We start from the raw sequence: 14,291 nt of genomic DNA on the forward strand, positions 1-14,291 counted from the left end.
CTCAGGGCCGCAGGGCCCTCAGGAGCAGGTCGGCCAGCTGGTCGGCGACCTCCTGAGGGCTCATCGGGCCGTCGGGGCGGTACCAGGTCGACAGGTGGTGGACGGACCCGAAGTGGTAGTCCACCACCAGGTCGGCCGGGGTCGCCTTCGAGAAGACCCCGGCCTGCTGGCCTTCCTCGATGAGTGCGCGGAAACGCTCGTGGTAGAGGCGTCGCTCGGCGCGCACCTGCTTGTTCTTCTCGGGGCTCAGATGGTGCATCGAGCGGAAGAAGATCATCGCGTCGTCGAGGTTCTCGATCGTCGTCACCACGACATCGGCCGCCGCGTCCCGTACCCGCTTCTCGATCGGCTCGTCGGCGTTCGCGAACCCGTCGAGCCGCTCCTGCTGGACGCGCAGCACGCGCGCGTACACCTCGTGCAGGAGGTCGTCCTTGGAACCGAAGTAGTGGTAGAGCGCGCCTTTGGTGACGCCGGCCGCTTCGACGATCTCCTGCACGGAGGTGCGGTCGTAGCCCTGCTCCGCGAAGAGCCGGGTGGCGGCGGCGAGGAGCCGCTGCGGGACGGGCGTACCGTCTCCGTCCGTCGTCCTGGGCACAGCCGCCACCTGCCTTTCCGAGCTGTCTGCTGTTCTCTTGTTCTTCACTGACCGTCGTGCGGACGGGAACGAAGCTCCCGCCGGAGGATCTTCCCACTTGCCGTCTTGGGCAAATCGGGCAGGATCTCCACCTGCCGCGGATATTTGTAGGCGGCCAGTCTCTCCTTGCAGTACGCGGCGAGCGCATCGGGGTCCGTCTCGGCGCCCGGACGGAGGCTGATGTACGCCTTGACGGTCTCCCCGCGGTACCCGTCGGGCACCCCGACGACGGCCGCCTCGCGCACCGCCGGATGCGTGTACAGCACGTCCTCGACCTCGCGCGGCCACACCTTGAAGCCGGACGCGTTGATCATGTCCTTCTTCCGGTCGACGACGTACAGCCACCCCTCGGCGTCCATGAACCCGATGTCCCCGGTGCGCAGCTCACCGCCCGGGAAGGTCTCGGCCGTGGCGTCGGGGCGCCGCCAGTAACCGGGGACGACCTGCGGCCCCCGTACGAGGATCTCGCCCTGCTCCCCGAACGGGACCTCCGCGCCCTCGTCGTCGACGATCCGTACGACCGTCTCGGGCCCCGGCACCCCGACGGCCAGCGTCCCGGACACCGGGTCGACGGGCGCCTCCCGCTCCGGCGGCACGGAGGCGCAGGGCGCGGTGCACTCCGTCAGGCCGTAGCCGTTGCGGATGTACGGCCCGAAGCCCGCCCGGAACTTCTCCACCAGGGCGGGCGGCAGCGGGGCACCGCCGGAGGAGATGTTCCGGAACGAGGAGAAGTGGTCGGGGGTGACGTCGGGATGGGCGGCCAGCGCCATGAAGGCGGTCGACGGGCCGACCGTGTAGTGCGGCCGGTACTCGGCGAACGCGTCCAGCACGACCCCCGCCTCGAAGCGGTACACCAGCACCAGCGTGCCCGCGCTGTTCAGACACGCGCCGAGCTGGCAGACCATCCCGGTGATGTGGAACAGCGGCGCCATCGCGAAGTAGACGGGCGCCTCGGGCAGACCGAGCCCGGTCCGCTGCCGCTCGGCGTTGTACATGATGTTGCCGTGCGTGTTGGTGGCGCCCTTGGGCGTGCCGCTGGTGCCCGAGGTGTAGCTGATCAGCGCGATGTCGGAGGGGTCCGGTTCGCGCCCCTCGGGTGCCTTGTTCCCCTGCCGGGCGACGACCGCCAGGTCATCGGCATCGGCGGCCTGCGGCAGCCGCTCGAAGGCCAGCACGCGCGCGTCGTCGCGCGTCTGGAAGTCCAGCTCACAGGCGGTCAGCACGATCCGCACCTCGGAGCCCTGCGCCGTCTCGCGCAGATACGACTCCCAGGCCCGGTCGGTGCAGATCAGCGCGGCCACATCACCGTCCCGCAGGACATGGCCGACCTCCCCCGACTTGTACATGGGGTTGACCGGGACGACGACCGCGCCCGCCTTCCAGGCGCCGAGCAGGGCCACCACGAAGTGCGGGGAGTTCTGCAGCAGGACGGCGACACGGTCACCGCGCTCCAGACCCCGTGCCGCGAGATGCCCGGCGACGGAGTCGCTCAGCTCGTCGACCTCCCGATAGCTCAGCCGGCCGTCGAAGTAGGCGAGGAAGGTGCCCTCCGGCGTCTCCTCAACGACCCGGCGCAGGGCGTGCACGAGGGAGTCGACGGGGGCTATCGGCCCGCGCTGGACGGCACTGAGGAGGCCCAGCCAGGGCCGGGCGGCATAGCGGGAGCCGGTCACCGGGTCTCCTCCCACTTCTGCTGGATGTGGTTCATGTTCGTCAGCCAGCGATCGGGCTCGGCGGCCCGGGCCTGGCAGTACCCGGCGACCTCGGGGTGCGGCAGGATCAGGAACCGGTCCTCCTCGATGCCCTTGAACAGCGCGTCCGCGACGTCCTCCGGCTCGATGGCGGTCGGCTTCAGCACCAGGTCCCCCGCGCTGCCGGTGCCGTCCAGCATGTCCGTACGCACACCCTGCGGGCAGATCGCGTGCACCTTGATCCCACGGTGGCGATACGTCAGCGACAGCCACTCGGCGAACGCGTACGCACCGTGCTTGGTGACGCTGTACGGGGCGGCCCCGATCATGGTGAGCAGCCCGGCGGCGGACACGGTGGACACGAACCGCCCACGCCCACGCTCCAGCCACCCCGGGATCAGCTCCTGTGCGGCACGCACATGTGCCATCACATTGACATCCCAGGCCATCGCCCAGACCTGCTCCTCGGCCGCCTCGGACCCACCCGAGGGCAGCCCGGCGTTGGCACAGTAGACATCGACGGTGCCACCGAGCGCGTCCCGGGCGTCGGCAACGACGGCCGAGGCGTCACCCGGCACCGCGATCCCACCGATCTCATCGGCAACGGCCTTGGCCTTCTCGGCATCCAGATCATTGACCACGACCCGGGCCCCTCCGGCAGCGAACCGCCGGGCCAGAGCAGCCCCGATCCCGCCTCCAGCTCCGGTGACGACTACTCCGGCGTCCTGCACGGCTTCCACCATCGGTCTCCTTCGACTGCGGCTCCACTGCGGCCAGACTAACCAGTCGGTATGTACAAAAGGAAGGCCGACAACAACGCGCCCCAAAGGGGCGCGGGGCTGTATCAATGTGCGGCTCCGCCGCGTGGGCGCGACAAGCCACACTCGACCGGCAGCTTACGAACCACCGCGACCACCCCCTACCGTGCCTCCATGCGCTTGAGCAGACGAACTCTCCTGGCTGCAACCCCCGCCTTGGCCGTCTCCACAACCTCCGCAGCCGCAGCAGAACAACGCGGCCGCCGGCTGCAAACCGGCTTCGAACGCCTCGACGCAACCGGCTACACCCTCCTCCACGGCGACCGAGTCGGAATCGTCACCAACCCCACCGGCGTGACCCGAGAAGTCCGCCACATCGTCGACGTCATGCACGCGGACAACCGCGTGAACCTCGGGGCCGTCTTCGGCCCAGAGCACGGCTTCCGCGGCACCGCCCAGGCCGGCGGCTCCGAGGGCCGCTACGACGACCCGGCGACCGGCCTCCCGGTCTACGACACGTACCTCAAGAGCGGCCGCCCCCTCGCCGACATCTTCACGGCGTCCGGCGTCGACACGGTCGTCTTCGACATCCAGGACGCCGGCGCCCGCTTCTACACGTACATCTGGACGCTGTACGACTGCATGGAGGCCGCCCAGCTCGCCGGCAAGCGCTTCGTCGTGCTCGACCGCCCGAACCCGGTGACGGGCCGCTCCGCCGAAGGCCCGGTCCTGCACAAGGAGTTCGCGACCTTCGTCGGCCGGCAGCCCATCTCGCAGGCGCACGGCATGACGGTCGCGGAGCTGGCGCGCCTGTTCAACGGGGAGTTCCTGACCACGCCGGTCGAGCTGGACACCGTAGGGATGACGGAGTGGAAGCGGTCGGAGTTCTACGACGCGTCCGGGCTGCCCTGGGTACCCCCGAGCCCGAACATGCCCACCCCCGACACCGCCCTCGTGTACTCCGGGACTTGTCTCTTCGAGGGCACCAACCTCTCCGAAGGGCGCGGCACCACCCGCCCGTTCGAGCTGCTCGGCGCCGAGGGCGTCGACGGACGATGGGCGGCCGAGGTGAATGAACTGGACCTGCCCGGCGTCGACTTCAGGGAGGCGTACTTCGCTCCGGTCTTCTCCAAGTTCCAGGGGAAGACGATCGGGGGCGTACAGATCCATGTGCACGACCGGACCGCCTACGACCCCGTCCGCACGGGGATCGCGCTCCTGGTGACCGCCAAGAAGGTGTGGAGCGGCTTCGCCTGGCGGTCGGACAACTGGATCGACAAGCTCACCGGCTCCACGCTCGTGCGGACCGCGATCGACGCGGGGGCCGGCACGGACGAGGTGGTGGCCGGCTGGCAGAAGGAACTGGCGGCCTTCCGGAAGGTGCGGAGGGAGTACCTCCTCTACAGATGACTCCGGCTGTCTGGCCAACCCCGCCCGGCCGCAGGACGATGCGACCGCATCGCACCGCATCGGGGACCAGGGGGCTCGGCATGACGGATCCGGAGATGAGTGTGACTCCCTACTGGGAGCTGACGTTCGACGCGGACGGGGACGTGAACGCCGGACAGCGGGACCGTCTGCTCGCCGGGGCCGCGGACCGGCGCGTCGCTGATCTGGTCGTCTTCGCGCACGGCTGGAACAACGACCGCTCGATCGCGACCCGGTTCTACAGCCGATTCTTCGCCCCGTTCCCCCAGCTCGCGCCGAAGGCCAGGATCGGGTATGTGGGTGTGCTGTGGCCGTCGATGCGGTTCTCGGACGAGCCGATCCCCGACTTCCCACGGTTGGTGGCCGTCGAGACGTCCCCGCAGCCCGCGCTCGACAAGGACACCCGGCACGCACTGCTGGAGACCTTCCCGGGCCGGGCGACCGTGATCGATCAGATCGCCCGCATGATGGACCAACAGCCGCGCGAGGAAGCCGAGTTGGAGGAGTTCGGGCGCCTGGTGCGGCTGCTGGTCGAGGTCGTGCCGCCGGGGCCGCAGGCGCTGTTCGCGGCGGACACACTGGCGGAGGGGGTGCCACAGAGCGAGCCGCAGATGTTCTCCGGGTCCACCGCGACGGCCTGCGAGGAGTTCGCCCAGGCACTCGCCCGGCTGGAGTCCCCCGACGGCGCCGCCTCCTTCTCGATTCCCAACCCCTGGCACGGCGCTCAGGAACTGCTGCGCCAGGCGACGTACTACGCGATGAAGCGGCGCGCGGGAACCGTCGGGGAGCGCGGGCTCGGCCGGGTGATCGGCCAACTGGCCACGGCCGTGCCGCACGCGCGCGTGCATCTCGTCGGGCACAGCTTCGGCGGCCGGCTGGTCTCGTTCGCGCTGCGCGGGCTGCCCGACGGGGTGCACACGGTGAAGTCCGTGACGCTGCTCCAAGGGGCCTTCTCGCACTACGCGTTCGCTGCCCGGCTCCCGCACGACGCGCGCGCGGGAGGTGTGCTCCAGGGCCAGCAGAACCGCATCGACGGCCCGTTGGTGTGCTGCCACTCCCACCACGACTCGGCCCTCGGCACGATGTATCCGCTGGCCTCCCGCATGGCCCACGACGACCGCACGGTCGCCGGCCTCGACGTCGGGCGGATGCTGGGCGACAAGTGGGGGGCGATGGGGCTCAAGGGGGTGCAGGCGGTGCCGGGCACGCGCGCGTTGAAGCTGGCCGACGCCCTGAAGAGGGGCAAGCTGCCCGCGTCCGGATGCGTGAACGTCGACGTGGCCGCCGTGGTCAAACGCGGCGGCCCACCGGCCGGTGCGCACAGCGACATCGCGCACCGGGAGCTGGCTCAGGTGGTGCTGGCGGCGGGCCGTATCGCCTGACCCGCCGCCTGCGGTCCCTCACCTGTGTGAGGTGAACTCCACGACCTGCTGGTACGTCGGCCGGTTCTGCCAGCTGATGTTGTAGTGCTTGATGCCGCCCAGCGTCCGCTGGTTGATCGAGTCGGCGCACCACTGGTCACCGGCCGAGCAGAGCTCGTCGCCGGGGTACACCTGGGCCGCGGTCCTGCCGGCCGCCTCCTTCAGTGTGCTGATCAGGGTGTCCCGGCAGGCGCTGAGGCTGCCGCCGCCGCAGTACTTCTGCGCCAGCGGACCCTGCACGGTCTCGCCCAGCACCGCCCGGATGTCCTTGTCCACATAACTCCACCATCCGTACTGGAACGAGCTTCCGGCGTGCGAGCCGGTCGGGCCGTGGGCGGCCGACGGGGTCTCGTCGATCGGCAGGTTGGCGGTGAAGGCGCCGTACAGGTCGCTGCCGAGGCCGGGTTCGAACTCGGCCTTCACCAGCAGCGGCCACCAGGCGTCCAGGATGCGGATCGCGTCGGCGTCGGCGTAGGTCTTCGAACCGGCCGACGTCTCCGTGCGCTTGCCGCCCGCCGTGACCCACGCGGACAGCTTGTCGACGGCCGCCTTGGCCGTGGCGTCGGTCACCGTCGAGCTGTTGACGACCTTGAGCAGGTCGGGCAGCACGTCCTCCGCCCGCAGGTCCGCGAGCGCGGCGTCGGCCATCGCCTTCGTCAGCGAGGCCCGGGTCACGCCGCCCGCGGTGACCAGCTTCTTCACCCGGTCCTCCAGCAGATTGCCGCGGTGCACGGACCCGTCGCCCCAGGACGCGGTCGAGTAGTCCTTGGCCTGCTTGTTGTTCCAGGAGATGTAGTAGTCCTGGTCGATGGAGTTGGGGTGCGCGGACGCCGGTGTGTAGGTGGCGGTGTTCGTCGCCGCGTTCCAGTTCTTCCACTCGTACGCCGGCTGCGCCCACACCGGGAACTCGGCGTCGACGCCGGTGGCCCGTACCGGGTTGTTGCCGCTGTTGTAGTACGCCGTGTGCTCGGAGTCGACGTAGAACCAGTTGAACGTGTAGTTGATGTGCTGCACCGCGCTCTGGAAGGTCTGCGGGCTGTTGACGTAGTCCGGGTCGTTCAGCATCTGGAAGCCGATGATCGAGTCGGCCTCGTGCAGATAGGAGGAGCGCAGGGTGGTGTAGGCGACCTTCTTGCCGTCGACGGTGGCGCGGTACTGGACGGGGCCGTACTTGGTGCGCCAGACCCGCATCGTGTAGGAGCCGACCGCGGTGCCGTCGGCGACGGTGGGCTTCCAGGCGTTCTTCTGCTCGATCTGCTCCATGGCCGTGCAGGTGCCGCGGTACAGGTAGTGGTAGTCGTCCTGGCACAGTTCCACGGCGTAGGTGTCGATGATGTCCTGGCCGGAGGTGGTGGCGCTCCATGAGTAGTCCTGGCCGCGGCCGAGTTCGACGTACATGCTCAGGCCCGCGAAGGAGGCGCCGCGGGCGCTGAGGCCGGGGCCCTGGATCTCCTGGAGCATCAGCAGCTGGGGCGCGAAGTAGCCGGTCTGCGGCCCGAAGACGGCGATCGGATGGCCGCTGGCCGTGTGCTCGCCGCCCACCACCAGGGCGTTGGACATGCCGCGCCTGGCGGAGCTGAGGGCGGTGGCGGTCGCCTCGGTGGAGGAGCTGGTGGCGGTCGAGGTCGCCGCGCTGCCCGTACGGTCGTACACCAGCTGCTCCTCGGTCACCGAACCGGCGTCGGGCATCGCGGTGCCCTGCGCGTCGGCGGGCTTGCCTGCGTACGGGAAGCTCCCGTCCTGGACGGTGAGGACCGCCTCGGGGTCGTTGCGCTCGCGGAAGGATTCCCAGACCTCGGTGCCCTCGGTGACGCCGTACTTCTCCTGGGCGGCGAGCAGGGAGATCGCGTTGTTGACCTCGCCGCCGCCTCCGGAGCCGAACAGGGCACCGATGACGGAGGCCAGCGCGACCAGGTCGGTGAGCTTGAAGTGCGCGATGGTTCCGGCGTTGGTGATGGAGTCCTTGTGGCCGGTCAGGACGTACTCGCCGGGGAAGTAGCGGCCGCTGTCGGAGGCGTCTATGTAGGCGTTGATGCCGGCGACGTAGGCGTTGGCGTCGGCGAGGGCCTGCTGTCCGCGCTCGCCGTTCGCGGCGGTGCTGTCGATCTGCGCCTGGAGGTCGGCCTCGGTGTAGGGCGCGGAGCGCCAGAACTGCTGCTCCAGGCCCTGGTTGGAGGCGGCGCCGCCCGCGAAGGGGGTCAGCTGGCCGCGTCCGACATGGCGGAAGACGTCCATCAGCCACAGCCGGTCCTCAGCTGCCGCATACCCGGCACCGAACTCCGTGCCGTATCGAGTGGTACCAGTGATGTGCGGCACACCCGTCTTCTTGTCGCGGACGATCTTCACATCGCTGCGGCCGGCCGGACTGACGGTGGAGGCGACTTGATCGGCGGGGACTCCGAAAGACGCGTCGTTGAAGAAGGTGTTGATCGTGGAGTTGGTGAGCCCGGAGTAGCCGGTGGCCAGGTTGGCGTACGGGCCGAGCTGGTCCTCGGCGTGCGCGGGCTGGGTGCCGAAGGCCTGGTTCAGAAGGATCTGGGCGAGGGTGGCGTTCCCGTTCTGGCCGGGCGGGAGAACGTCGGAGCACTGACTTCCGCAGTGGTCGGTGACCGCGGCCGCCTCGACGCCGGCGGTCTCCGCGGCCACCGCTTGGGAAAGGGGAGACAAAAGGCCGGCAATCAGGACGCATACGGAAGCCGACTTCAGGAACCCGGGCAATCTGCGGGGAGTTCTCAGTCTGTCGCGTGCGGTGCGTGGGATGCGCATGGCATCTCCTCCCGACGGGGGGTGGGCCGGACGTTACCGCCGGTATCCCCGAGATTGAAGGTGAACATGCGTCAACTTCTGGAGGCCACGGAAAAAAGGATGGAGCCGAATCGCGTGTCGATACGTCTATTCGGCAACGTCCGAACGACGACGCCGAAGTAACCGAAGTACAGGTGCAGGTGTGACGGAGGTGCAGGGCGATGGCCGGTTTCCGGAGTCTGGCGAGACAGGTGCGAGATCCACGGTGTGATCTGGCGCTTCGGCGCTACTCACTCCGCAAGTGCCTTGAACGGTTCGCTCCGTACGGGCACAGGGCGACCTGGGACCATTTGTGCTCCCGGGCAGGGTTCGGTCCTGAGGACCGGTCCCCCGATCCTGCGCGGCTCGTGGCCGCGTTGGACGAGCTGGAAGAGGCGCGTTCGGTGTGGCTGGCCTACGAGGTCGGGTTCGCCGAGCGGCGCAAGAAGGAAAAGCACGACGGACTGCGCAGGCCGGGCAGCGTTGACGACTGGCACCGGCTGACCTGGGGCGGTTTCGGAGTCGCCTGGTGCGACAATCCGCGGGTCCACCCGCGAGAACCCCTGGCCGAGGTACTGCGCCGACTGATCTCCGCCCTTGAGCGCGAACCGGGTTCGGACTGTCCGGTGTGCGGCGGAGCGCGTCTGATCTGGAAGTACGACCTGGCCCATGAACCCTCGACGGGCCCGGTGTGCACGGACTGCGGCATCGTGGTGCCAAGTCCGGTGCTGACGCCCGAAGCCCTGGCCTCCGCCAGGCGCGAACGGCTCCTGGTGTCCGCCTAGGCACGACGGGGGTGCGCCGGGGATGCCGCACCCCCCAATCGAATGCGGTGCCGCACCGCAGCTGCGTTGTCAGTGGTGACTGGCACCATCGAGACATGGTGCAGGTGTGTCTGAACGGACCCCGGAGTGCCGCCGACGGCGCCGGGGTGCCGCTGTCGCCGGAGGCGATGGCCGAGTCGGCCGCGCTCGCGGTCGCGGCCGGGGCGACGGACGTCCATGTTCATCCCAAGACCCCTTGCGGACACGACACCTTGTCGCCGCGGGTGATCGCGCCGACGCTCGAGGCGATCCGTGCGCGCGTGTCCGTGCCGGTCGGAGTGACCACCGGCGCCTGGGCCGAGCCGGATCCGGTGGCCCGTCCGGACAGGGTGCGCGAGTGGACGGAGCTGCCCGATCACGCCTCGGTCAACTGGCATGAGCCGGGTGCCGAGGAGATCGCCGCCGCGCTGATCGAGCGCGGAGTGGGCGTGGAGGCGGGCATCTGGTCCGGGACGGACGGGGCGGCCCGCTTCGCCCGCTCGCCGCTCGGCCCGAAGGTCCTGCGTGTGCTGGCGGAGGTGACGGACACCTCACCGGACACGGCCGAGGAGAGCGCGCGAACTCTCCTGGCCGACCTGGGCCCGGCGTTCGGCCGCCCGGTCCTGCTGCACGGGGAGGACGGGAGCGCATGGCCGGTGCTGCGGCTGGCGGGACGGCTCGGGCTCGCGACGCGGATCGGGATGGAGGACACGGTGGTCCTGCCGGACGGACGGCGGGCGGTGTCGAACGCGGAGCTGGTGGCGGAAGGGATACGGCTGTACGGCGAGGCGAGGGTCGGTGGCGGCCGGTAATCCGTTCGCCACCCCTTTCCTCGGGCTACGTCGGCGTCCCCTGCTCCGTCTCCCCGCCCTTGCGTTCCACCATCAGGCGTGATCCCGCGCGGCGTTCGCCGAAGACGTCGTCCGGGTTGGACAGGACGCAGGTGTCCAGGGAGAGACAGCCGCAGCCGATGCAGTCGGTCAAGTGGTCGCGCAGACGGTTGAGTTGCTTGATGCGTTCGTCCAGTTCGGAGCGCCAGGCCTCGGACAGATGGGCCCAGTCGTCCTTGGTGGGGGTGCGTTCCTCGGGGAGTTCGGCCAGGGCGTCACGGATGGTGGCCAGGGGGATGCCGACGCGTTGGGCCGCGCGGACGAAGGCGACCCGGCGCAGGGTGTCGCGGGTGTAGCGGCGTTGGTTGCCCGCCGTGCGGCGGCTGGCGATCAGGCCCTTGGACTCGTAGAAGTGCAGGGCGGAGACGGCGGCGCCGCTGCGGGCGGCGAGCTGGCCGACCGTGAGCTCGTGGATCTTCTCGTGAATCTGGGGCACCCCTCGAAGATTACCCACCAGCGGCTCCCTTCGGCCCTGAGCCTCGGTTCCGTTGACAGAGGGCCCGCGGCCGACCATGCTAAGCAGTTGCTTAGGTAGGGCAGATTGCTACGCGAGAGGCCGGGACATGGCAGAGCCGAGGATCTTCACGTCCGCCGACGAACTGAAGGCGGCGGTGGGCGAGCAGTTGGGGTACACCGACTGGCTGGAGGTCGACCAGAAGCGGATCGACCTGTTCGCGGAGGCCACGGGTGACCACCAGTGGATCCACGTCGACCCGGAGAAGGCGGCGACGGGCCCCTTCGGCACCACCATCGCGCACGGCTATCTCACCCTGTCGCTGCTCCCGCTCTTCGGACCGCAGCTGATCAAGGTCGAGGGCGTGAAGATGGGCGTCAACTACGGGACGAACAAGGTTCGTTTCCCCGCGCCGGTGCCGGTCGGCTCGCGGCTGCGCGCCACCGCCACGATCAGCGCCGTCGACGAGGTGACCGGCGGCGTCCAGGTGGCCGTCGCCTTCACCGTCGAGCGCGAGGGCGGCGACAAGCCGGTCTGCGTCGCCGAGTCGGTGTCCCGCTACTACCTCTGAGCCCGGGGCCGGGCCCGGCGGACTACTTGACCCCCACCATCCGCAGCACGAGGTCGGCATAGAGCGCGCCGACCTCGTCGGGGGTCCACGGGCCGTCGATGTTGAACCAGCGGGCGACGTCGATGCAGAGCGACAGCACGGCCAGCGTGGTGCCCTGCACATCGAGGACGTCGAACTCGCCCGCGGCCACGCCGTCCTGGATGATCCCGCGCACCTCGGCGTCGCACTGACGACGCAGCGCGACGATCTCCGCGCGGGCCTCGGGGCCGAGCGAGTCCAGTTCGTACTGCACGACCCGGGCGGTGGTGCGCCCCCCGGCGTGCCAGCGCACGAAGGAGCTCACGGCATCGGCGAGCCGCTCCGTCGCACTGCCCTCGCGCCGCGCCGCCGTACGCAGGATGTCGAGCGCCTTCTCATGGCCGATCCGGCTGATGCGGTGGAGCAGCTCTTCCTTGGTCTTGTAGTGGATGTAGAGCGCGGCCGGGCTCATACCGGCGCGGCCCGCGATGTCACGGGTCGTGGTGGCGTGATAGCCGCGTTCGGCGAAGGCCTCCACGGCGGCGATCAGCAGCCGCCTGGCCGCGTCCGGCGTGACCTCGTCCCACGCCCGCGGTTCGCCGCCGGCCGTCTCCTCCGCCGTACTCATCGCTCGTTCGCCCCTCTCACTGGCAAGAAGGACACCATACCGCCCAAGGTGAGCGAGCGCTTAGTGTGCCCGCTCAGAGCTTTTCGAACGGGTGGTACGCGCGGTTCTCGGCCTCCTGCCGGTCCCTGATCACCTTGGCGAGGGTGAAGGCGGAGGTGACGAGCGCTCCGCTGAAGGTGCTGCGATGTGCCGTCGGTCCGCTGCGGCGCCGTCGTGGCTGGTCGCGCCCACGCGGCAGAGCCGCATATCGGTACAGCCCCGCGCCCCTTCGGGGCGCTGCCAACTTCACCCGACCCGCCTAGAAGGCCGAAACCCCCGTCAGCGCCCGGCCGATGAGCAGCTTCTGGATCTGACTGGTGCCCTCGTAGAGGGTCATCACGCGGGCGTCGCGCAGCAGCTTGCCCGCCGGGTACTCGTCGATGTAGCCGTAGCCGCCGAAGACCTGGAGGGCGTTGTTGGCGGCTCGGACGGCGGCTTCCGAGGCGAACAGTTTGGCCTTGGAGGACTCGGTGGCGAAGGGCAGGCCGCGGTCGACGAGGTCGGCGACCCGCCAGGTCAGCAGCCGGGCGGCGTCGACGTCGACCGCGATGTCACTGATCAGCTCCTGCACCAGCTGATGGTGGGCGATGGTCTTACCGAACTGCTCGCGTTCGGTCGCGTACGTCACCGCCGCGTCCAGCGCGGCCTGCGCTATGCCGACGCAGCCCGCCGCCACCGACATCCGTCCCTTGGCGAGGGCCGACATGGCGACCGAGAAGCCCTTGCCCTCGGGGGCGATCATCGCGGAGGCGGGGACCCGGACGTCCTCCAGGACGAGCTCGGCGGTGGCCTGGCCGCGCAGGCCTAGCTTGCCGTGGATGACACGGCGGCTGAGGCCGGGCGTGGCGGTCGGCACGAGGAACGCGGAGACGCCCTTGTGGCCCGGTGCGTCCGTGGAGCGGGCGAAGAGCAGGACGACATCGGCCCAAGTGCCGTTCGTGATGAATATCTTGGTGCCGTTGACGACGAAGTCGTCGCCGTCCCGGACGGCGCGGGTGGCGAGGTTCCCGGCGTCGGAGCCGGTGCCCGGTTCGGTGAGGCCGAAGCAGCCGACGTACTCGCCGGAGGTCAGTCCCGGCAGCCAGCTGCGCTTGTGCTCCTCGCTCCCCCAGGCGGCGATGGTCTTGGCGACCAGGCCGAGCGAGACCGACACGATGCCGCGCACCGAGGAGTCTCCGCGGCCGAGTTCCTCCGTGACCAGGCAGTACGCGAGATGATCGCCGCCGCTGCCGCCGTACTCCTCGTCGATCGTCAGACCCAGGAAGCCGACCGCGGCCAGCTTCTTCACGATCGCCCGGTCGACGTCTTCGGCCCGGTCCCAGGCGACGACGTTCGGGGTGATCTCGCGGGCCACGAAGTCCCGGGCGAGCTGCCGGACGGCGGTCTGCTCCTCGCTGAGCTCCAGGTTCATACCGAAGTCACCCCTGCCGGAAGGCCGTACCTTGAAGGCCGCTTCTTCAAGGCCATTTCTTGAAGACCGTACATTTAAATTAGCACTGCTAGTTTCGGCTTCGCAGCCCTACTATGTGCGCCATGGCCCGACCGCGCAAGCCCCTCCTCAGCACCGACCGGATCGTCGACACCGCGCGGGCGCTCGTGGACGCGGAGGGCCTCGCAGCGGTCTCCACCCGTCGGCTCGCCGCCGAGCTGGGGGTGAGCGGGCCGTCGCTCTACAACCACTTCCGCACCAAGGACGAGATCCTGGAGGCGGTCGCCGACTCGGTGAGCGCCCAGGTCGATCTGTCGATGTTCGAGGACGGCCGGGACTGGCGGACCGCACTGCACGACTGGGCCGTCTCCTACCGGGCCGCGCTGCGCGACCATCCGCACATCGTCCCGGTGCTGGCACAGGGCCCCGGCCGCCGGCCGGCCGGACTGCGCCTCGCCGACGCCGTCTACGGCGCGATGGTCGACGCGGGCTGGCCGCCCGCGCACGCCACCTCGATCGGCGCGCTGATGCGGTACTTCATCATGGGCTCCGCGCTCGGCTCGTTCGCCGGGGGCTTCGTGGACGACGCGAGCGCGTACGACCCCGCCGACTACCCCCACCTCGGACAGGCCCACCTCCTCGCCGAGCAGCAGGAGAAAATCGACGAGCGGGCCTTCGAGACGGGGCTCGCTGCGCTGCTGGACGGGCTGGTGCGGCAGTACGAGCAGGTCGGGCGGGGGTAG

14 protein-coding genes are annotated in these 14,291 nt (G+C 69.8%); 6 read left to right on the forward strand and 8 right to left on the reverse strand.

What is annotated here, in order from left to right:
* Window position 1: 1 nt before the first annotated feature.
* Genes ACIHFB_RS40685 through ACIHFB_RS40695 form a run of 3 tightly spaced genes read right to left on the reverse strand, consistent with a single transcriptional unit; the run spans window position 2 to window position 3,068 of the window.
* Window positions 2-595, reverse strand: a complete 594-nt coding sequence (locus ACIHFB_RS40685) for a TetR/AcrR family transcriptional regulator (protein ID WP_365284992.1) — start codon at window positions 593-595, stop codon at window positions 2-4.
* 44 nt (window positions 596-639) lie between these two features.
* Window positions 640-2,307: a class I adenylate-forming enzyme family protein gene (locus ACIHFB_RS40690; RefSeq protein ID WP_400129523.1), complete on the reverse strand. Its 1,668-nt coding sequence runs from the start codon at window positions 2,305-2,307 to the stop codon at window positions 640-642.
* Window positions 2,304-3,068 carry an SDR family oxidoreductase gene (locus ACIHFB_RS40695; protein WP_365284988.1) on the reverse strand — a complete coding sequence of 255 codons (765 nt, stop codon included), beginning with the start codon at window positions 3,066-3,068 and terminating at the stop codon, window positions 2,304-2,306. Before ACIHFB_RS40695 ends, ACIHFB_RS40690 begins: the two co-directional genes overlap by 4 nt.
* A 189-nt stretch (window positions 3,069-3,257) precedes the next feature.
* Here ACIHFB_RS40695 and ACIHFB_RS40700 point away from each other — a divergent pair, with 189 nt between their 5' ends.
* A complete protein-coding gene (locus ACIHFB_RS40700; RefSeq protein WP_365284986.1) occupies window positions 3,258-4,493 on the forward strand; it encodes a DUF1343 domain-containing protein in 1,236 nt (411 codons plus the stop codon).
* Between the two features lie 80 nt (window positions 4,494-4,573).
* On the forward strand, window positions 4,574-5,893 hold the full coding sequence (locus ACIHFB_RS40705; protein WP_365284984.1) for a serine-threonine protein kinase: 1,320 nt from the start codon (window positions 4,574-4,576) through the stop codon (window positions 5,891-5,893).
* Window positions 5,894-5,911: 18 nt separating this feature from the next.
* On the opposite strand, the gene ACIHFB_RS40710 is transcribed toward ACIHFB_RS40705, so the two are convergent.
* Window positions 5,912-8,698, reverse strand: coding sequence for a penicillin acylase family protein (locus ACIHFB_RS40710; protein WP_400129524.1), 2,787 nt, complete (start codon window positions 8,696-8,698; stop codon window positions 5,912-5,914).
* Between the two features lie 200 nt (window positions 8,699-8,898).
* On the opposite strand from ACIHFB_RS40710, the gene ACIHFB_RS40715 reads away from it, so the two are divergent.
* On the forward strand, window positions 8,899-9,501 hold the full coding sequence (locus ACIHFB_RS40715) for a hypothetical protein (protein WP_365284980.1): 603 nt from the start codon (window positions 8,899-8,901) through the stop codon (window positions 9,499-9,501).
* A 95-nt stretch (window positions 9,502-9,596) separates the two neighbouring features.
* A complete protein-coding gene (locus ACIHFB_RS40720; protein WP_400129525.1) occupies window positions 9,597-10,331 on the forward strand; it encodes a 3-keto-5-aminohexanoate cleavage protein in 735 nt (244 codons plus the stop codon).
* Window positions 10,332-10,356: 25 nt separating this feature from the next.
* Here ACIHFB_RS40720 and soxR read toward each other — a convergent pair whose 3' ends face one another.
* Entirely contained in the window at window positions 10,357-10,845 is a 489-nt protein-coding gene (gene soxR, locus ACIHFB_RS40725; protein ID WP_365284976.1) for a redox-sensitive transcriptional activator SoxR, read from the reverse strand.
* 127 nt (window positions 10,846-10,972) lie between these two features.
* Here soxR and ACIHFB_RS40730 point away from each other — a divergent pair, with 127 nt between their 5' ends.
* Window positions 10,973-11,434, forward strand: a complete 462-nt coding sequence (locus ACIHFB_RS40730) for a MaoC family dehydratase (RefSeq protein WP_365284974.1) — start codon at window positions 10,973-10,975, stop codon at window positions 11,432-11,434.
* 22 nt (window positions 11,435-11,456) lie between these two features.
* On the opposite strand, the gene ACIHFB_RS40735 is transcribed toward ACIHFB_RS40730, so the two are convergent.
* The 3 genes from ACIHFB_RS40735 to ACIHFB_RS40745 all read right to left on the reverse strand — a co-directional run bounded on the left by ACIHFB_RS40735 (window position 11,457) and on the right by ACIHFB_RS40745 (window position 13,530).
* On the reverse strand, window positions 11,457-12,080 hold the full coding sequence (locus ACIHFB_RS40735; RefSeq protein ID WP_365284972.1) for a TetR/AcrR family transcriptional regulator: 624 nt from the start codon (window positions 12,078-12,080) through the stop codon (window positions 11,457-11,459).
* Window positions 12,081-12,153: 73 nt separating this feature from the next.
* Window positions 12,154-12,369: a hypothetical protein gene (locus tag ACIHFB_RS40740; RefSeq protein ID WP_400129526.1), complete on the reverse strand. Its 216-nt coding sequence runs from the start codon at window positions 12,367-12,369 to the stop codon at window positions 12,154-12,156.
* A gap of 9 nt (window positions 12,370-12,378) precedes the next feature.
* Window positions 12,379-13,530 (reverse strand): acyl-CoA dehydrogenase family protein, encoded by a 1,152-nt coding sequence (locus ACIHFB_RS40745; RefSeq protein ID WP_365284968.1) that lies wholly within the window; start codon window positions 13,528-13,530, stop codon window positions 12,379-12,381.
* Window positions 13,531-13,652: 122 nt separating this feature from the next.
* Between ACIHFB_RS40745 and ACIHFB_RS40750 the strand changes: the two genes are divergently transcribed.
* Window positions 13,653-14,291 (forward strand): TetR/AcrR family transcriptional regulator, encoded by a 639-nt coding sequence (locus ACIHFB_RS40750; protein ID WP_400129527.1) that lies wholly within the window; start codon window positions 13,653-13,655, stop codon window positions 14,289-14,291.

The sequence above is a fragment of the Streptomyces sp. NPDC051963 genome, assembly GCF_044593495.1.
Lineage (GTDB): Bacteria > Actinomycetota > Actinomycetes > Streptomycetales > Streptomycetaceae > Streptomyces.